The organism is Vibrio sp. 2-Bac 85 (assembly GCF_037546705.1).
Classification (GTDB): Bacteria; Pseudomonadota; Gammaproteobacteria; order Enterobacterales; family Psychromonadaceae; genus Psychromonas.
This window is the reverse complement of sequence record NZ_JALAAB010000007.1, coordinates 155,682-172,923: the sequence shown is the minus strand read 5'-3', so window position 1 is coordinate 172,923 and position 17,242 is coordinate 155,682. Positions and strand designations below refer to the sequence as shown.

At 36.6% G+C, this 17,242-nt stretch carries 19 protein-coding genes and 1 riboswitch; of the genes, 14 read left to right on the top strand and 5 right to left on the bottom strand.

The window, feature by feature from the left end; genetic code table 11:
- Window positions 1–1,345: 1,345 nt before the first annotated feature.
- The gene (locus MT390_RS09890; RefSeq protein ID WP_499440904.1) at window positions 1,346–1,705 is read left to right on the top strand and encodes a cell division protein CrgA; all 360 of its coding nucleotides are present in this window, start codon (window positions 1,346–1,348) and stop codon (window positions 1,703–1,705) included.
- A 284-nt stretch (window positions 1,706–1,989) separates the two neighbouring features.
- On the opposite strand, the gene MT390_RS09885 is transcribed toward MT390_RS09890, so the two are convergent.
- Both MT390_RS09885 and MT390_RS09880 read right to left on the bottom strand, forming a co-directional pair.
- On the bottom strand, window positions 1,990–2,994 hold the full coding sequence (locus tag MT390_RS09885) for a Gfo/Idh/MocA family protein (RefSeq protein ID WP_499440903.1): 1,005 nt from the start codon (window positions 2,992–2,994) through the stop codon (window positions 1,990–1,992).
- A 2-nt stretch (window positions 2,995–2,996) separates the two neighbouring features.
- On the bottom strand, window positions 2,997–3,299 hold the full coding sequence (locus tag MT390_RS09880; RefSeq protein ID WP_166372720.1) for a putative quinol monooxygenase: 303 nt from the start codon (window positions 3,297–3,299) through the stop codon (window positions 2,997–2,999).
- A gap of 107 nt (window positions 3,300–3,406) precedes the next feature.
- On the opposite strand from MT390_RS09880, the gene MT390_RS09875 reads away from it, so the two are divergent.
- From MT390_RS09875 to MT390_RS09845, 7 genes are all read left to right on the top strand, one after another.
- Window positions 3,407–4,288, top strand: a complete 882-nt coding sequence (locus tag MT390_RS09875) for a LysR substrate-binding domain-containing protein (protein WP_499440901.1) — start codon at window positions 3,407–3,409, stop codon at window positions 4,286–4,288.
- Between the two features lie 263 nt (window positions 4,289–4,551).
- Window positions 4,552–5,235 carry a PEP-CTERM sorting domain-containing protein gene (locus MT390_RS09870; protein ID WP_499440900.1) on the top strand — a complete coding sequence of 228 codons (684 nt, stop codon included), beginning with the start codon at window positions 4,552–4,554 and terminating at the stop codon, window positions 5,233–5,235.
- A gap of 503 nt (window positions 5,236–5,738) precedes the next feature.
- On the top strand, window positions 5,739–6,773 hold the full coding sequence (gene metN, locus MT390_RS09865; protein ID WP_499440899.1) for a methionine ABC transporter ATP-binding protein MetN: 1,035 nt from the start codon (window positions 5,739–5,741) through the stop codon (window positions 6,771–6,773).
- The gene (locus MT390_RS09860; RefSeq protein ID WP_166372724.1) at window positions 6,763–7,449 is read left to right on the top strand and encodes a methionine ABC transporter permease; all 687 of its coding nucleotides are present in this window, start codon (window positions 6,763–6,765) and stop codon (window positions 7,447–7,449) included. The genes metN and MT390_RS09860 overlap by 11 nt, the downstream gene beginning before the upstream one ends.
- 76 nt (window positions 7,450–7,525) lie before the next feature.
- Window positions 7,526–8,344, top strand: coding sequence for a MetQ/NlpA family lipoprotein (locus MT390_RS09855; protein WP_166372725.1), 819 nt, complete (start codon window positions 7,526–7,528; stop codon window positions 8,342–8,344).
- Between the two features lie 291 nt (window positions 8,345–8,635).
- Window positions 8,636–9,874, top strand: a complete 1,239-nt coding sequence (locus MT390_RS09850; protein ID WP_499440898.1) for a hypothetical protein — start codon at window positions 8,636–8,638, stop codon at window positions 9,872–9,874.
- A 63-nt stretch (window positions 9,875–9,937) separates the two neighbouring features.
- Entirely contained in the window at window positions 9,938–10,402 is a 465-nt protein-coding gene (locus tag MT390_RS09845; RefSeq protein WP_499440946.1) for a GNAT family N-acetyltransferase, read from the top strand.
- Between the two features lie 71 nt (window positions 10,403–10,473).
- Here the strand turns inward: MT390_RS09845 and MT390_RS09840 are convergent, their stop codons facing one another.
- Both MT390_RS09840 and MT390_RS09835 read right to left on the bottom strand, forming a co-directional pair.
- The gene (locus MT390_RS09840) at window positions 10,474–10,569 is read right to left on the bottom strand and encodes a thioredoxin domain-containing protein (protein WP_499440944.1); all 96 of its coding nucleotides are present in this window, start codon (window positions 10,567–10,569) and stop codon (window positions 10,474–10,476) included.
- Window positions 10,570–10,702: 133 nt separating this feature from the next.
- Window positions 10,703–11,188, bottom strand: a complete 486-nt coding sequence (locus MT390_RS09835) for a YHS domain-containing (seleno)protein (RefSeq protein ID WP_166372727.1) — start codon at window positions 11,186–11,188, stop codon at window positions 10,703–10,705.
- Between the two features lie 105 nt (window positions 11,189–11,293).
- Here MT390_RS09835 and MT390_RS09830 point away from each other — a divergent pair, with 105 nt between their 5' ends.
- Entirely contained in the window at window positions 11,294–12,160 is an 867-nt protein-coding gene (locus tag MT390_RS09830; protein WP_499440896.1) for an AraC family transcriptional regulator, read from the top strand.
- A 223-nt stretch (window positions 12,161–12,383) separates the two neighbouring features.
- Here the strand turns inward: MT390_RS09830 and MT390_RS09825 are convergent, their stop codons facing one another.
- The gene (locus MT390_RS09825; protein WP_499440895.1) at window positions 12,384–12,965 is read right to left on the bottom strand and encodes a PEP-CTERM sorting domain-containing protein; all 582 of its coding nucleotides are present in this window, start codon (window positions 12,963–12,965) and stop codon (window positions 12,384–12,386) included.
- A gap of 387 nt (window positions 12,966–13,352) precedes the next feature.
- Window positions 13,353–13,490, top strand: a riboswitch (cobalamin riboswitch).
- 147 nt (window positions 13,491–13,637) lie between these two features.
- Here MT390_RS09825 and MT390_RS09820 point away from each other — a divergent pair.
- The 5 genes from MT390_RS09820 to MT390_RS09800 all read left to right on the top strand — a co-directional run bounded on the left by MT390_RS09820 (window position 13,638) and on the right by MT390_RS09800 (window position 17,224).
- Entirely contained in the window at window positions 13,638–14,456 is an 819-nt protein-coding gene (locus tag MT390_RS09820; protein WP_499440894.1) for a DUF4198 domain-containing protein, read from the top strand.
- Between the two features lie 90 nt (window positions 14,457–14,546).
- Window positions 14,547–15,155: a cobalt transporter CbiM gene (gene cbiM, locus MT390_RS09815; RefSeq protein WP_499440892.1), complete on the top strand. Its 609-nt coding sequence runs from the start codon at window positions 14,547–14,549 to the stop codon at window positions 15,153–15,155.
- Window positions 15,155–15,757 (top strand): NikL family nickel/cobalt ECF transporter subunit, encoded by a 603-nt coding sequence (locus MT390_RS09810; RefSeq protein ID WP_499440891.1) that lies wholly within the window; start codon window positions 15,155–15,157, stop codon window positions 15,755–15,757. Before cbiM ends, MT390_RS09810 begins: the two co-directional genes overlap by 1 nt.
- A complete protein-coding gene (gene cbiQ / locus MT390_RS09805) occupies window positions 15,757–16,551 on the top strand; it encodes a cobalt ECF transporter T component CbiQ (protein ID WP_499440889.1) in 795 nt (264 codons plus the stop codon). The genes MT390_RS09810 and cbiQ overlap by 1 nt, the downstream gene beginning before the upstream one ends.
- Complete coding sequence (locus tag MT390_RS09800; RefSeq protein WP_166372732.1) at window positions 16,535–17,224, top strand: energy-coupling factor ABC transporter ATP-binding protein; 690 nt, start codon at window positions 16,535–16,537, stop codon at window positions 17,222–17,224. The genes cbiQ and MT390_RS09800 overlap by 17 nt, the downstream gene beginning before the upstream one ends.
- Window positions 17,225–17,242 lie beyond the last annotated feature (18 nt).

Below are 17,242 nucleotides of genomic sequence, written 5' to 3'. Positions count from 1 at the left end.
CACATTTTCGGCCTTTAAATAATTTTCCTGTGATATTTACGCATAAAGCATATCAATACACGATGTTGATTTAAGTTATAAATTTTAATTTGGATATATTAAGCCAATGGCTAAAGTGATGAAGGGAAGCAGAAAAATATAGTCAAATACTATAACGCAATAGGGTTACTGTCTTCAGAATTATGAAAAATTTACGAACAAATATACGGGATGTACTGGTTATGAACATTTAGGGAAATGTTCATTTAATATATTTCCAAGGCACATTGTGACTCATAGAAAGATATAAGCTTATAAGTTTGTGAACACTATTTTCAGCCATCATATTACTACTTTTCTAATCTACATTACTGCCTAACCTACATTACTGACCGGTATTTTTTATGAGGCTAGCACTCAGTAATAAAATCAGTTTAATAACGCCTTCTATTCTTCATTAAATTTTCTCTAGAGAATTGACTTTTGTTCAAGTGTTTTCAATTTAGCATTCACAATCTATCAGATAAATAATCGTTCTGTGATGTCGAGTATTGGGCTTTCACCCATTCAAGGCATTAATAATAATTAATGAAGATGTTACTAATAACTAAAATTATTTATTTTTAAATCAGAGGCTTGGGTTTTATAAGAGGTTCAAGATATTTTTCGAAGTCAAGAATTAGGTGTGATGTTTGAAGGCTATTTTAAAAGCCTGCTCAGCAGGGATGCGTATCATTGAAAGCTGGTATTACAATAAAAAATTCAGCGTCAAAAGAGCAAGTCAGATAATAATCGAGCAAGTGCTCGATTAAATCCAAGTTGTTATTTGTAATAAAACAACGGCAGCGGCAGCTGTAAACATTAGAAGTATTCCAGCAATTTCTCGAGCAGTATTAATAATTTTTTGTTTCATGTTAATTCTCCAATAAATGTGATTTACATCATCATTATATTGTTTGAGAATAAAAAAACAACAATAAGTGTGATTTAAGTCACGCTTTTATGGCAGGGTGATTTGTTTCTTAAATAGATAATATGGCACTTCAATGTTCAATTCGCTTGAATCTAAGCCAGATGGGTAAGTTTTTAATAAAAAGAGTTATTTATAAAGAATAATTTATAAAGGGGTTACCAAGAGCAATAGGTCTAAAATTTTATTTCTAACTGTGTTGAGATTGAAAGTAGCTTTAATGCTAAATGGTTATTAATAGAATAACGACTTTTTAAATTTAAGGTTAATTTAAATATGTGACTTAACCCCGTATTCAATAATCATCTATTTCGTATTATGCCATTGTTAGCAAAATGTATTGTTCATTTATGATTAATTTTGACATAAAAGCAATACAAAACAATAGGCTATACCTTGAGTTACGCTATGATTCATACCCCGATTAGTCCATTGATGCTGACACAAAATAAAATGAGTTTGGATAAGTTGAGTACAGGAGCGTTAGTTATGTCGGCTAAAAAGCACAAACGTAAAACAGTAAAACATCAGCAACACCTTGGTTCAGAGACTAAAAAACATAACGTTTCTCTTTTAAGCCGTTATCCAAGGTTATTTTTAACTGTTGGAGTGGGGTTAGTTGTTATTGGCATTTTATTATTAACGGTTGGTTATATTAGCCATGCTAGAGTTGGATTATCGATGCTGTCTTTATTCTTCGGTGCTGGTTTAATTATCTTTGCTAATTTTTCTTTACCCAAAAAATTAAAAGTATGATTTTTTAATTAAGCGACTTGGATCTTCAATCAATCTGATAACTGTCTGAGGGCTTGGTTCATACTCTGTGAAAGTGTATCCATGTACAGGAGTGTTGGACATTAAGGTGTTGAATTCACTTTCACCAGTCTAATATGCTTTCTTAATCCTTATATTCGTTGCCTGAGAATGTTCGTTGCCTGAGATCCGTTACTCCATACACACTGCCAATCAATAGTAATTTTAAATTGAAACGACAGTGGGTATAGGTTATTAAACATTATTAGTAAGTTAAGCTGTGGCTGCTATTGATCTAAAGTGGTTAAAGTTACAGCTTCCCAGTCGGTTAATAATTTCATTATCTGTTCTGAGTCTTGTGGTGTTGCAGCTGGCCATTGCAGATTTTTATGGCCTTGCTCTAAAGCTTCACGAATTAATCTGACTTGATATAAAAAACCGTTCCCGTCTGCTTCGACGCTGATAACTTTACTTTCTTGTTCATATTTTGTTATTGCAAAGCTATTATCTTTAGCATCAGGCAACCATGGGTTAGAGTTTAATACCAAGCTGCCTTCACTACCAAGTACGGTAAATGCAGCATGTAACCCATAATTTTCAGCGGTGTGTAATTGGCAAGTAATGCCATTTGAATATTGAATGGTTGCAGCTGATTCACAAACGTTGCCATCACTGCCTCGCTTACCGAAAGCGTTTATCTGATAGTTATCGCTAACTTCACTAGTAAATTGTTGTTTGATTAATAAATGCATTAACGATGCAGGGTAACAGCCTAAATTATAAAGAGCGCCTTTACTATTAGGATTCACAAATTGTTCAATAGAAGCGCAGTATTGAGCACTAATTGATTTTATTTCTCCGATTGCTCCCTCTTTAATAGTTTGTGCAATCGCACGAGTAAAAGGGTGTGTCAGGTACATCAGGCCTTCAACAAAAAACGTATTATTTTCACTCACTGCAGCCAGCGCAGCGTGTGTTTTTTCCATATCAATTGATAATGACTTTTCACACAATACCGCTTTGCCTGCATTTGCCGCTTTTATAACGTATTCATGATGTAGGTGATTAGGTAGGGCGATATAAATAATATCAACTTGTGGATCATTAATCAGCGCATCAAAATCAGTGAATGTATTTTTAATGTCATATTTATTTGCAAATTCATTCAATGTTGCAACGGAGCGACCTGCAACGGAATAAAGGCGAGTATGACCTTCTTTAATGATGGCATCAGCCATTTCTGCAGAAATAAAGCTAGTGCCTAACATTCCCCAGTTGAGTGTTTTTTTCATGGTTATTTCTCCGTTGTTAATAATTTGCTTTCAAAAGCTTGCACTAACTCAGTTAATCCTGATTGAATAAATTCTTGAGTATGCTTGGCATTAAAATGTTGCTCAAAAGCTTGTTGGTGGTCATAGCGTTCCCAAAAAATATAGCGACGAGGATCTTCTTTATCTTGTAATGCAACTGCCATTGAGCACCCTGGCTCGCTATTCATACCTTCACAAAAAGTATGAATCGCCGTGATGGCAGTATTGAGATCGCTTTCGTCTTTAATTCGCAACTCCGCTGTAATGAACAAACCTTGCTTAAACATAAGGTACTCCTAATCAATGAGGGAAATAATACAATTAATAATAATTGACTATTTCAGGTTGATAAACGACCATTCGGTTTGTTGTTTGCTAACTATAGGTTGTTAATGTGGATAGATTAAAGAGTATGCAAGTATTTGTTTATGTTGCCCAACACGGTAGTTTTGCAGCAGCAGCGGTTAATTTTTCTGTAACGGCGACGATGATCGGTAAACATATTAAGTATTTGGAGCAACATTTAGGTACTAAACTGCTTAATCGAACAACTCGTAGGCAATCTCTTACCGAGGCCGGACAAATTTATTATTTAGAATGTACTCGTATTTTGGATGATATTGCGGAAGCTGAAAATAGTTTGCAACGATTAGAGAATAAACCCAAAGGCACGGTGCGAATTAATTCACCAGTTACTTTTGGCAATATCATCTTAGCACCTATCCTTGCGGATTTTTTGCAGGTATATCCTGATATTAATATTGAACTGATGTTAGACAATCGTTTAATTGATCCATTACACGAGCAAGTAGATGTAGTTATTCGTATCGGTGAACTTATTAATTCCTCACTTATTGCACGAAAAATAGCAGATTATCAATTGCTCTACTGTGCTTCTCCTAAGTATCTTGCTAAACATCAGGTACCTCAATGTTTAGGTGATCTCATTAATCATCAATGTTTAGGTTTTAGTTATGATCATATTCAAGCAAATGTTGCCTTAAGAATAGATACACAGGCTTTTGATCGACAACATACTCGTTTGACTTCGAACAGCGGACTAGCACTAAAAGTAGCTGCCTTAAAAGGAACTGGGATTCTGTTACAGCCAATGTTGCTATTACAGGACGAGTTAGCCAGCGGTGAGTTAATTGAGATTTTAAAAGATCATATACCGCCGACAATGGCTGTTAATGTTTTATATAAGAGTAAATCCCCCTCATTAAAGATACGCACAATGATTGAATTTATTTTAGCATCGATGAAAAAAACATAAGCGTAATAATCTTACCACCCTCAATGCTGGGTATCTCCGGCTTATTTAAAGCAATATTCGTCGTCTTAATACAATGCCATTGCTAGTTGTAGACTTACCTTGGCAATACAGACTTTGAAAAAAAATGTATAAAGGGCATACGGCCTTGCTAAGGTATTGTAATGATCTATAATGCGACTGAAATATAATCAAAAATGAGTATAAGGTCATTTCTTATCAATACGTAAAAGTAATTAAAGGATTGGTTTTAAAAAGGAGAATAAATGAAACATATTTTTACTAAGTTAACAGCTGCTGGTGCTTTACTTTCTGCAAGCTGCCTTATTAATGTTGCTAACGCAGGCGTTATTTTTTCTGAAGATTTCAGCGGTGGTAGTTCGTCACTGATTAATTCTACTAATGTTACTTGGTCAGACACAAGTGGTAATGGTTTTGAAGTGTATCAATCACAAAGTGCTTCTCCTCGTGGGATGAGTGGCACCTATGATCATGATAATGATGCAACAACAGCAGAAATTAATATCCCTGGTGCTATTGAAGTTAATGATGACCAAGGTAATGTGACTTTAACTGCTACATTTACTTTAGATTCAGCGATAACAGCAGATCAAGAAGGTTTGTTGACGTTTTTTGGCGGCGCTCGTAAAAGTTCAGATGGTGCAAGTGTAGAAGTGTTTAACGTAACACAAAACACAACTTTATCAGGTGTACTTGAGTCTGTATTAACAACCAATGAATGGACATTTAACAGCTTTGCGTTCAATACAACGGCTGCAGCGGCTGGTGATGAACTACAAGTTCGTTGGATAGGTGGTGGTAGTAACTCTGCAAATGGACAAGAAGTAGCATTAGTTAACTTCTCTGTTGTAGATGTTCCTGCACCCGCAACTTCAGCAATTCTAGCGCTTGGATTATTAGGTTTTGGCGTACGTCGCTTTAAAAAATAATTTAAACCGTTAAAGTTTATATATTTAGAGAAACACTATAGCTTGCCTATGGTGTTTTTTTTGCTCTACTTTTTACCCTACATAATCCTCTACTTTGGTCTGACTATGCATAGCTAAAGTCATAGTGTAAAAAGTGAGCTGAGTCATTTGAATCTAATCGACTTAATATCTCCTTCTTATTAGGTTAACCTTTCCCTTATTACATTAACCTTTCCCCTTATTGTATTAACGACCCTGTTAAAACGAGACTATTCGATTAAGTCTAAGGTATAAATTACTTCGTTTAGGTTAAGTAAAAGCAACTTATATTTGATCATAATTTAAGCATTATTGAGTAAGTGAATCGAGTGTCAGCAGTTTGTGTATGAAATATATGAATTTGCTATTAATCATTAATTGCTTTAGACGTCTAGATGGCTTAGTATGCACTGGTAATTACGATGTAGATCACAGTCTCTATTGATCCAATAAAACGTTACACCCGATTAATTTCAGGAAATCTGATGATAGAAATAAAAAATGTAAACAAGGTGTTTTATCAAGGCAACAAGGCGATTAACGCACTGTCTGATATTAATCTCACCATAGAACAAGGTACTATTTTTGGTGTAATAGGCTCATCTGGCGCAGGTAAAAGTACTCTAATACGCTGTGTGAACTTGTTAGAGCGTCCAACTTCAGGGCGAGTTATTGTTGATGGCGTCGATTTAACGACTTTATCTGAGCAAGAATTGACACAAACTCGTCGTAAAATAGGTATGATTTTCCAGCACTTTAACTTGCTTTCATCTCGTACTGTTTTTAATAATGTTGCGTTGCCACTTGAGCTGGCTGGTGTAGCAAAAAGTACAATTAAAAGTAAAGTTGAAGATTTATTAGAGCTTGTTGGCTTGGCAGATAAACGTGATGTTTACCCAGCGAACTTAAGTGGTGGACAAAAACAGCGTGTTGCAATTGCCAGAGCGTTGGCTTCTGATCCGAAAGTATTGCTATGTGATGAAGCAACTAGTGCCTTAGATCCTGCTACAACGATTTCTATTTTAGAGTTATTACGCAAAATTAATGAAGAATTAAACCTAACTATTTTGCTGATCACCCACGAAATGGCCGTAGTAAAAGGTATTTGTCAAGAAGTGGCAATTATTGGTGATGGTAAATTAGTTGAAAACGGTACTGTAGGTGACATCTTTGCACACCCAAAAACAGATCTTGCACGTGACTTTATTCGTTCAACATTAGACTTATCAATACCTGCTGATTACGAAGCGCGCTTACAGGCTACACGCACTGAAAATAGCTACCCATTGATTCGTTTAGAATTTACAGGTGCTTCCGTCGATGCGCCAGTAATAAGCCATGTTGCACGAGAGTTTGATATTGATATTAGTATCTTAAGCTCAAATATGGATTACGTTGGTGGGGTTAAGTTTGGTCTTATGTTAGCGGAATTCATTGGCCCTGAAGCTTGTGCGAATAAAGCAATCGAATATTTAAAAGAACAAAAAATTGAACTAGAGGTGTTAGGTTATGTCATTTAATGCAGTGATAACATGGTGGACAGAAAACACCCGTTTAATTGAGTTATTAGTGGACTCTTTATGGGAAACCATAGTGATGGTATTTACCTCTGGTTTCATTGGTTTTGCTGTGGGTATTCCGCTAGGTGTGCTATTACACTTAAGTAAAAAGAACGGTTTGTTAGAAAATACCACCATGAATAAAATTTTAGGCATAGTGGTTAATATTGGCCGTTCTATTCCATTTATTATTCTATTGGTTGCGCTTATTCCGGTAACTCGTTTTATAGTTGGTTCATCGATTGGTACTGCTGCAGCGATTGTGCCATTGACTATCGGTGCCATTCCTTTTATTGCTCGTCTGGTTGAAGGTGCGCTATTAGAAGTGCCATCAGGTCTAGTTGAGGCTGCTCAAGCGATGGGCGCAAAACCGATGCAAATCATTAAAAAGGTATTATTGCCAGAAGCATTACCCGGCATCATAAATGCCGTCACTATTACGCTAGTAACCTTAGTGGGTTACTCGGCAATGGCTGGTACCGTTGGTGGTGGTGGTCTTGGTGATGTAGGTATTCGTTATGGCTATCAACGTTTTGATGCGACGGTAATGATGATCACCATTGTTATCTTAGTTATCTTGGTACAAATGATTCAATCACTGGGCGATCATCTTGTTAAGCGTGTTGATCATCGTTAAATTTTTATTCTTAACTATTAACTCTTAGTTATTAATTATTAACTCTAAAAAGTAAGTTACATTCAAAGGAAAATATATGAATTTTAATATCAAAAAAGTATTAGCCGTTTTAGGTTTTGCATCAATCTTTGCATTAGCTGGTTGTGGAGAAAAAGAAGTCGTCGCAGTTGATAATGATAAAATTACTATCGGTGTTATTGCTGGTGCAGAAGCACAGGTAGCCGAGGTTGCCGCTAAAGTAGCTAAAGAAAAGTTTGGTCTAGAAGTTAAGTTAGTCACTTTCTCTGACTACATTACGCCAAATGCAGCACTAGAAGAAGGTTCAATTGATGTGAATGCATTCCAACACAAGCCTTACTTGGATCAACAAATCACTGACCGTGGTTACAAGTTTGCTGTTGCAGGAAATACATTAGTTTATCCAATCGCTGGTTACTCAAACAAAATCAAATCATTAGACGAATTAAAAGATGGTGACCAAATTGCAGTGCCAAGTGATCCAACTAACCTAGGTCGCTCTTTAATCTTATTAGAGAAGCAAGGTTTGTTAACACTTAAAGAAGGTGTTGGCCTGAAAGCAACAGTATTGGATATTGTTAGTAGTGAAAAAAATCTACAAATAATTGAGTTAGAAGCTGCGCAATTACCACGCTCATTGGATGATGTTAGCCTTGCTATCATCAACACAACTTACGCTAGCTCGATCGACCTTTCTCCTGAGCATGATGGTCTTTTTGTTGAAGATAAAGACTCTCCATACGTAAACTTGATTGTTGCACGTGCTGATAATGTTCAATCAGAGAATGTACAAAATTTTGTTAAAGCATATCAAACAGATGTTGTATTTGATGCGGCAACTGAAATCTTTAAAGGTGGCGCTGTTAAAGGTTGGTAATCACTTTTTATAGCCTATTCGTAAATTGATTAAAAAGGTATTAAGCCCAGCTTAATACCTTTTTTTATATCCGCTATTCACATTTTTCCTATATCCTGCTTGTATCTTCTCCACTTAAAATAAAACCCGAAAGTGTGAATATAGGATACATTTAAGTATTATATTTGATTACTTTTGTTGATCTTGAATTCAAGTAATAAGAACAAAACTCAATTGATTAAATTCGTTTTAGCACATTTAATATATGCTGTTCGATATGTCACACGAAGAAAGACCGAAGGAATTAATAAGATGAAAAAAAGCGTTGTGTTTCTCTGCTTTATCGCCGCTTCAGCAGTTTCATTCACGGTGCAGGCTGACTGGAAAGAATCTGTCGCCAATGGCTGGGACTCTGTGAAAAATACTAGTACAACGCTTTATGCAGATGTAATGGGAGGTGATGATGACAATAATGGTAACAATAATGGTAACAATGACTTATTGAGTCTTCCTGCCGCTAAGCAAAAAGCCATCACATCATGGGATAAAGTTGAAGATAGGTTTGTTGATATTATTGAAGTTAAAGAAGAGAAGTCTTCAGCGCCGGAAAGTGCTTTCTTTAAAAAGAACAAAGCAGCTTATCAAGAAGATATTGATCAGTTATTACATGATGTTTATGGCATATTAAATGACGATATAGTGTTGGATGCGAATAACAATATTGCTGATATTGATGCCTCTATTTTAGCGCTTCAAGAAAAAGCTTCTGAGCAAAAATCAAAAGCTATTATCTTAATTGGAACAGAGAAAAAAGACGCATTACAAAAACAGCAACAATACGAAGATGAGATACAAGAGTACCAACAAAATAGAGAGGAAATGATTGAAACGGTACAATCTCGTCTTGAAAAATTTGGGACTGAGCTTTCATTGCAGCAGGTTGAGGCACTATTAGTACGTGTCAATGCAGATGATATTTTAGCAATGACCACCATTTTCCCTGTAGTGGCTGAAATGGCGAGCTCTTTTGCTAAGATAACTGCAAACTCAGGTGAAGATCTGAATCATGCTAAAAAATATTACAGCATGTATGTGGTGTTATTAGAGTTACAACTTTATATTCAGGAACGTTATATTGCCGATTTAAAATACAAGTATATTCCACGTATCGATGAGCTACAAAACAAGCAAAATAGCCTGATAAAAACCACTAAAAAACAGCTAAATAATGCCTCTTCAACGCACAAGAAAATGTATGCTTTAAATTTAAAAAGCCAGAATACAACGTTACAGGCAATCAAATTATATAAGCGCAGTATGCAAGGTGATGTCAATAATATGTCTCGAGCACATAGCTTGTTGATGGAGGATTATACGCTAGCGGTTAATACTTTAAATACTGTCACTATGTCATCTCAAGTTAGCAATTTCATTAACGACAGCAGTCAGTTATTCGATAAAATAATGGCGATGCAAGCACCTGAGTTAGTGCCATTTAATAATATTCAAATGCAAAAAGAGTTTTCTGCTTTAACAGATAAAATTAAATAACCGTAATGGTGTTGAGTCGTTGGTTTTTATTTCCTATTAGGAGGCTTTATGAAAGTTAGATTAATGGAAAAAACAGATTTAGAAAATGCCGCTGAGATCCATAGATTAACCTTTGTAAGGCAACAAAATTCATTGCAATGGATACAGTGTAATTTCAATGCGTTTCCTCGACTCTTAAATTTTGTGGCAGAAAAAGAGGGTAAAATCCTCGGGTATATTATTTGGATTCAAAAAAGTGGTTTTCGCCCGCAAGCCGTTATTGAACTTGAGCAATTAGCTGTTTCACCTAACTTTCAAAATCAAGGGGTTGGTCGTCAATTAATTACTGAGTCACTTGCTTTAGTAAATAACCATCTTTCATTAAATGGCTCAACCTTAAAGCATATTTTAGTGACAACGCGTGCCGATAATTTTGCACAGCAGCTGTATAAAAGTACCTTAGGAGCTGAAATTGAAACTACGATTACAAACTTATATTCCGATGATGAAGTATTAATGATTGCTAGAAACGTGAATACCAAGAAGTAGTGCATTATTATTTAATCGCTATCAAATTTCAGATTTGATAGCGACATGGTAGGCATCAACATAAACTTTGATCAAGTTGACTCGTTGGTGCATGCATTTGATACATTCTCAATAACAGGTGTCATTGATTTACAAGGCCCACACCATGGAACACTAAAAACAGCAATGAATACTCATGTTCTGATAATCGCTGCTCAAGATCATCGCTAGCTGTTAGTTATTTCATGGTTGATCTTCATGGTTAAAGTCTCGCTTAAGATGTTAGTAATTGCTCTTATTATGCGAATCTAGGAGAGAATATTATTCGTTTATTTTTTCTATTTGCTCTTCTGTTAAGCCTTTAATACCAGTCCAATTCACTTGAGCTGTTTCAAGGAATCCTGGTACATCTTTTAACCATTGTTTTTGAACGTCTTTGTTAAGGTTTAAATATAATTTATCGCCTTTGATATGCCATGCCGTTGGGTCAGTATCAAACTTCTGATTCATGGCAACACCCATCGCACAAAAGCCACCATATTGTGGAGCATACTTAGCAGGTGTGGCTTTAAATAGGTCTCGATTATCGGCACTTGAGAAATGATAGATAGCGCCATTGTAAGCCGCTGTATATTTATCTGAGCCTTTAGTGGGAGAGCCATCAGTAAAGTACGAGACAGTGTCATACCCCTTTATAGCAAGGTCATTATTGTTTGCATTCACTTCAATGTTTGCTGCAAAACTTAAGCTGCTTACTAATAACGCAGAGCTTACTAGTGTTGATTTGATTAGTGATGAAAGTGTCATTTTATTTCTACATTTTATAATAACAAGCTGGTGTTAAGTCAGGATTCAATCTGGCTTGGCAAATAATATAAGGCTTTTAATCTAATCAAAGGGATGACATAGTCCATGTTTTGCCCCCAATCGTCCAAAATGGTCGCGGAGAGAATCAACATGGATCAGCTTTCAATCATATTGAAACGATTTTCGATGAATACAGAAGTCTTTTTTACTGGAAATTTGTGTGGCATTAGTCATTTCGATAAACAATTAAATCAAGGCCATTTACATCTTCTACAATCCGGGGAGTTAACCCTTATTGATGAACAAGGAAAGTCACTGCGCTTTAATAAGCCAACAGTGCTCTTTATTCCTTCACCGCATACTCATCGCATAGTTGGTGATCCCGATAACCCTCCAAAATTGGTGTGTGCCAATGTTATTTATAATGAAGCAACATCTAACCCGATAGCCGAAGCCTTGCCTACATTGCTGCATTTTAATCTCGATGACTGCCCAAAAATAAAACAGACTTCATTAGGGTTATTTGAAGAGGCGTTTGAAAACAGATGTGGGCGATTACCGATGATCAATGCCCTGACAGATATTTTTATTATCTATATTCTTAGGCATGTATTGAGCAATAATATAATGGATCATGGCTTGTTAGCTGGATTGTCTCACCCACACTTATCTAAAGTGATCCTCGCAATTCAAGAAGCGCCAGAACGACAATGGGGGCTAGATGACATGGCGGAAATGGCATTAATGTCCCGCTCTAAGTTTTCTGAGTTATTTAAACGTATTGTTGGACAGAGTCCTGGAGACTATGTGATTGATTGGCGAATTATTGTTGCTAAAACATTATTAAAGCAAAATAAGTCTGTTGCCTTAGTCGCTAATGCGGTGGGTTATGAGGATGGTTCTGCACTTGCACGTGTGTTTAGGAAAAAGCAGGGGATGTCTCCCAAACAATGGCTTGAGCAAAGAAAGTGATTGTTAGGATGAAAAGTAGAGTTGTGGAAACTAAATAGAGTGTCAAAAATAGTAGAGTGTGAAAAATAGTAGAGTGTAGGGAATAGTAGAATGTAAAAAAAATAGAGTAGCCTCAGGCTACTCTATTTTTTAATAACAATTACTTAATAAAAACTACTTAAATAACAGTTGCTTAATAGCAATCGTTTTATAGAAACGACGTTATAAAAGCTATTTTAGTAAATTAGGCTTTACGACGACGCGCAGCAACTAAGCTAAGTAAGCCTAAACCAAATAATGCCATTGCACCTGGAGCTGGAACTGAAGCAATTTTTGCTACTTCAGTTGCTTGTGTGCCACTTCTTAACACACCGTAAGTGAGTAGAGTCGCTGCACCATAGTTTTCCCAGAACAACAAATCAAAGGATACTAAACCAGTATCTGCGAAACTAATCAATCCACTGTCTCTTTTACCTGTATTTGCATTGTAGCTATAGACTGCATTACCCGCTAGACTAACTGTCATGCCATCATCGTGGAAAAACTGCAGCGCAGAATATAAAGAAGTATCAAGAAAACCTGTTGCTGTTAATACAAAAGTTTCGTTATGACCATTATCAAATCCAGGTGCGCCATGTGCTGCAGAATCGCTGTAAAAAATATTCTCACTTTCAAATGAATAAGTTGGAGCGGTTGAGCTATTAATAACTGTTTCAGATTGTGCAATATTATTTAAACTCGAATTTGTCTCATAGATGTTAATAAGGGCTGCATTTGCGTTTAAAGCCATTAGTGAAGCAACGGCTGCTATGATGATTTTTTTCATGATACTGATTCCTTTCATTGTTAGGTTACTTTTATAATACTCATTAGTGATTAATCAATATTGAGTATATTTTATATTATTAAGCAGTAATCATGCCAATATAAAAATGTTTTTTAATTCAGTCTCTTACTGATTTTCTGTATGTTCTATATTTTAATGTGTAAATTTTTTCGTCACACATGTTTGTTTTTATACCGTGGCCTCTGTTTCATTTATCACGGATATTTCCGATGATAAGAAATTTTACGATACAAAGGTGTTGATCAAAAAACACAGGTGAAGTGTCTGGTGATGCCAACACTCGTATTATTAAGCATAAAACATAGGCTTTATATTGACTGTTTGACCTGTATCAAGTTATTGTTCGCGCTCCTCTGGATATAGTCTTAAAAACTATGCATTTATGTTTTATACCGCGTAGATGTTTGGGAACTTGGTTGAATGCCAAGGCTGCCCCCGCAACGGTAAAACAATATTAATTTATTATTGTTAAGCCCGGATACCAAACCTTGGGATGCTACTTGTTGTTGAAGCAAGTACCGTGGTGTTGCGGAGGGCTTCACCGGCTGGTTTGTTTTTGTTAAGAAGATAGCTGAGGTTATTTGTTCTTATTAAAGGTGTGCCATCTCCTCCACAACTTCGACTGTTCATTAATCAGACGGAGATTTTTCTGTGTTAATTTTTAAAAAACTAAAACAATTTTCTAGCCCATTCTTAATTGCCTTAAGCTGTATGACTTCATTGTCAGCCAATGCGCACTTCCAAATGCTATATACGCCTGAGTTGTTACATGCAAAAGGTGGCGAAATTAGCTTTAAAATGCCCTTCACTCATCCCGCTGCAAGTGGTCACGTTATGGCGGTCGACAAACCTGAAGCATTTTATATGATTAAAAAAGGTAAAAAAACTGACCTGATCGATACGGTCAAGGATATTGAATGGCAGAGCGCGGTTGATAAAGGTCATGCTTATCAAGCCGACGTTAAGTTACGTGGTTTAGGTGATTATGTGTTTATTGCACAACCATCGCCGTATTTTGAAGCGGAAGAAGATACTTATATCCAGCAGATCACTAAAACTATTGTTAATGTGGGTAACCTACCAACCGATTGGAATAAAGATTTGGGACTAACCGCTGAGATCGTACCGCTGACAAAACCCTATGCGATTTATGAAGGTGGTATTTTTAGTGCCGTTGTAAAGTCTAAAGGACAACCTGTACCATTTGCGGCTGTGGAAGTTGAATTTATTAATTATGTGCCGAATATGCAAAATAATCACTTTGCAAAAGAGCCTATCATGACTCCCCCTTCAGATATTTTTGTAACACAAACTATCTATGCTGATGCCAATGGAACTTTCCACTTTTCATTATTAAAAGCAGGGCAGTGGGGATTTGCCGCATTAGGCATAGGAGAAGATAAAATGTATAAAGGCAAAGCTCTTTCTCAAGATGCAGTTATATGGGCACAGGCGACCAAACTTCCTTAGTTCAGCATTACCGTTACCCTTGTTTGATATTTGAATATTCAAATAGTTTAAGCTTGGATCTGGATAGTGGTTATTTAAAACGGATAAATTATGCATATTGTCGATGGTGCTCTTTCAGTGCCGGTATTAGTAAGTGGTGCAGTGTTAGCGGTTGTAGGTGTTTTTATTGGCCTTAAAAAAATGGACTATGACCATTTACCATTGGTAGGTGTATTGGCTTCTGTATTTTTTATTGCTTCTTATATTCACCTACCCCTCGGCTTTTCTAGTGTGCATTTAATTATGAATGGTTTGTTGGGTATTATTCTCGGTTGGGTTGCCTTCCCTGCATTATTGGTAGCCTTGTTATTACAGGTTATTTTCTTTGGATTTGGTGGTTTATTGGTATTAGGTGTTAATACCGTCAATATTGCTTTACCTGCGGTAATTATTTATTACCTTTGTTACAGAGGCATTCGCCATGAAAGTGCTAAAGTCGCTGCTATTTGGGGAGCAATTGGTGGTGCAGGTGCAATTATTATTACCTCATTGATGGTGGCATTTTCCTTAGCATTATCTGGTGAGTCATTTGTATTAGCGGCAAAAGCTGTATTACCCGCACATATTCCTATTATGATAGTGGAGGGATTTGTTTCCTATGCCGCGGTATATTTAATTCACACGGTAAAACCAGAGTTTATTACTAAGGAAAAAAGTTAATGAAAGGCCTTTATTCATTATTTATTTTGGTGTGCTTTTTATTGTCCTTTACAAGCCCGGCTTTAGCGCACAATGTAGTCGGTGGAGTTTACGTTAATGGCTTTGATATTGAAGGTGAAGCTGGATTTTCAAATGGTGCTATGGCAAATGCTGGCACAGTGGTTAAAGTCTCTGATGTTTCCGGTATACCATTGGGTGAAGTAGTCACCGATGATCAAGGCTATTTTGTATTTACGGCTAAAAAACGTATTACCCATGTCTTTGAGATTAATATGGGCGCAGGGCATACTTTGAAAATGCAATTACCCGCAGAAGAGTTACCTGATAGTTTAGATTCATCAACCACGTTAAGTGCTAATGCTGTGTCATCTGCGAATCAGACAACTAAAAAAGTGGATCCGCAAATTGTCACTAACAATCAAATAACCGCATTGATGTTAGAGAAAGCGATTGCCAAACAGATAAAACCGCTGCGTAAAGAGATACAAGCTTTAAAAGAAAAATCAGGTATTCGCGATATTATTGGTGGAATTGGTTATATCTTTGGTTTGCTCGGGGTAGTCGCTCTTTTACGTGAACGTAGATTAAAGGCTAAAAAATAATGTCACAGGGGCTAGAGCATAGTTTGACGTCATGGTCAGGACAAGCACTAAAACATCAAGCATCCTGGATCGATGCTATTGACGCTAGAGTGCGTGTGGTTTGCTCTGGGTTATTTGCGCTAGTTGTGGTGCTTAGTAGTCAATTTGCTCCTACGTTGTTAGGGTTAATCGCTGCTTTTGTATTAGTAAAATCAAGCAAACTTAATATAAAGCGCACATTAAGACGTGTGATTGCGATGGATTTATTTATGCTTACACTGATCTGTATTTTGCCTTTTACCACGCCTGGTGATGTGATGTTTAGCGTATTTGGTTTAGCTGCTAGTTGGCAAGGTTTATCGCATGCGTTATTAATCACTATTAAAGCGAATGCGGTGTTATTGGTTTTGTTCTCGTTAGTCGCGACCATGAGCGCTTCAACATTAGGGCATGCCTTAGCCCACTTGAAAGTACCTGATAAATTAGTTCATCTCATGTTATTTATGGTGCGTTATTTAGATGTGATCAGCCAAGAATACAAAAAAATGCGCCGTGCAATGCAAGCACGTGCTTTTGTATTACGTACCAATCAACATACTTGGAAAAGCATTGGTTATCTATTTGGCATGTTACTGATCCGTTCTGTGGAGCGAGCCGAACGTATATCTGATGCCATGAAGTGCCGCGGATTTTGCGGTCGTTATTACCTTAACGATGATATGAAAATGGGCCGTATCGATATTATTTTTGGCGTGTGTGTTATGTGTTTCTTAATACTGTTAATAGGGCTCAATATTGATGACTTATTCAAATAATCCACTGATTAAAATAGAAAATCTCAGTTATGCTTACCCAAGACGTGGGGCGGTATTAAAAAGTATTAACTTTACCTTACACAGTAATGAACGTGTTGTTATCAATGGTGATAACGGCGCCGGGAAAACCACATTATTACATTTAATCGTCGGTCTAAAAAAAGCCAAACAAGGTGACATTATTGGTTTTGGTGAACCTTGTAAAACAGAAAAGCAGTTCAATCAACTACGCGCTAGAGCAGGCTTACTCTTTCAAGACCCCGATGATCAATTGTTCTGTCCAACGGTATTGGAAGATGTCATGTTTGGGCCTCTGAATTTAGGTTTTACTAAGCAACAAGCGATCGATAAATCATTACAGACGTTGAAAAAGTTAGGTATGCAAGGTTTTGAATCTCGTATTACCCATCAACTTTCTGGAGGCGAGAAGCGAATGATTACTTTAGCCAGTGTATTGGTGATGGAGCCGCAGGTGTTGATTTTAGATGAGCCAACTAATGCTTTAGATGAAAAAGCAAAAATGCGTCTTTTAAATGTGTTGCAAGGGTTACCACAAGCGATGATTATTATTTCCCATGATAGAGCCTTTTCAGATCAATTAGCGACCAGACAATTACATTTACAAGATGGATTGTTAACCGAACCATCAAAATCAACGGTCGCTGTGGCTTAGTGCATAGGAGATAGAAGA

Coding starts and splice junctions, on each gene's coding strand:
- MT390_RS09885 (WP_499440903.1), bottom strand. CDS start 2,994: ATGAAAAAAACACTCAACTGGGGAATGTTAGGCACTAGCTTTATTTCT.
- MT390_RS09880 (WP_166372720.1), bottom strand. CDS start 3,299: ATGTTTAAGCAAGGTTTGTTCATTACAGCGGAGTTGCGAATTAAAGAC.
- MT390_RS09870 (WP_499440900.1), top strand. CDS start 4,552: ATGAAACATATTTTTACTAAGTTAACAGCTGCTGGTGCTTTACTTTCT.
- metN (WP_499440899.1), top strand. CDS start 5,739: ATGATAGAAATAAAAAATGTAAACAAGGTGTTTTATCAAGGCAACAAG.
- MT390_RS09860 (WP_166372724.1), top strand. CDS start 6,763: ATGTCATTTAATGCAGTGATAACATGGTGGACAGAAAACACCCGTTTA.
- MT390_RS09855 (WP_166372725.1), top strand. CDS start 7,526: ATGAATTTTAATATCAAAAAAGTATTAGCCGTTTTAGGTTTTGCATCA.
- MT390_RS09850 (WP_499440898.1), top strand. CDS start 8,636: ATGAAAAAAAGCGTTGTGTTTCTCTGCTTTATCGCCGCTTCAGCAGTT.
- MT390_RS09845 (WP_499440946.1), top strand. CDS start 9,938: ATGGAAAAAACAGATTTAGAAAATGCCGCTGAGATCCATAGATTAACC.
- MT390_RS09835 (WP_166372727.1), bottom strand. CDS start 11,188: ATGACACTTTCATCACTAATCAAATCAACACTAGTAAGCTCTGCGTTA.
- MT390_RS09830 (WP_499440896.1), top strand. CDS start 11,294: ATGTTTTGCCCCCAATCGTCCAAAATGGTCGCGGAGAGAATCAACATG.
- MT390_RS09825 (WP_499440895.1), bottom strand. CDS start 12,965: ATGAAAAAAATCATCATAGCAGCCGTTGCTTCACTAATGGCTTTAAAC.
- cbiM (WP_499440892.1), top strand. CDS start 14,547: ATGCATATTGTCGATGGTGCTCTTTCAGTGCCGGTATTAGTAAGTGGT.
- MT390_RS09810 (WP_499440891.1), top strand. CDS start 15,155: ATGAAAGGCCTTTATTCATTATTTATTTTGGTGTGCTTTTTATTGTCC.
- cbiQ (WP_499440889.1), top strand. CDS start 15,757: ATGTCACAGGGGCTAGAGCATAGTTTGACGTCATGGTCAGGACAAGCA.
- MT390_RS09800 (WP_166372732.1), top strand. CDS start 16,535: ATGACTTATTCAAATAATCCACTGATTAAAATAGAAAATCTCAGTTAT.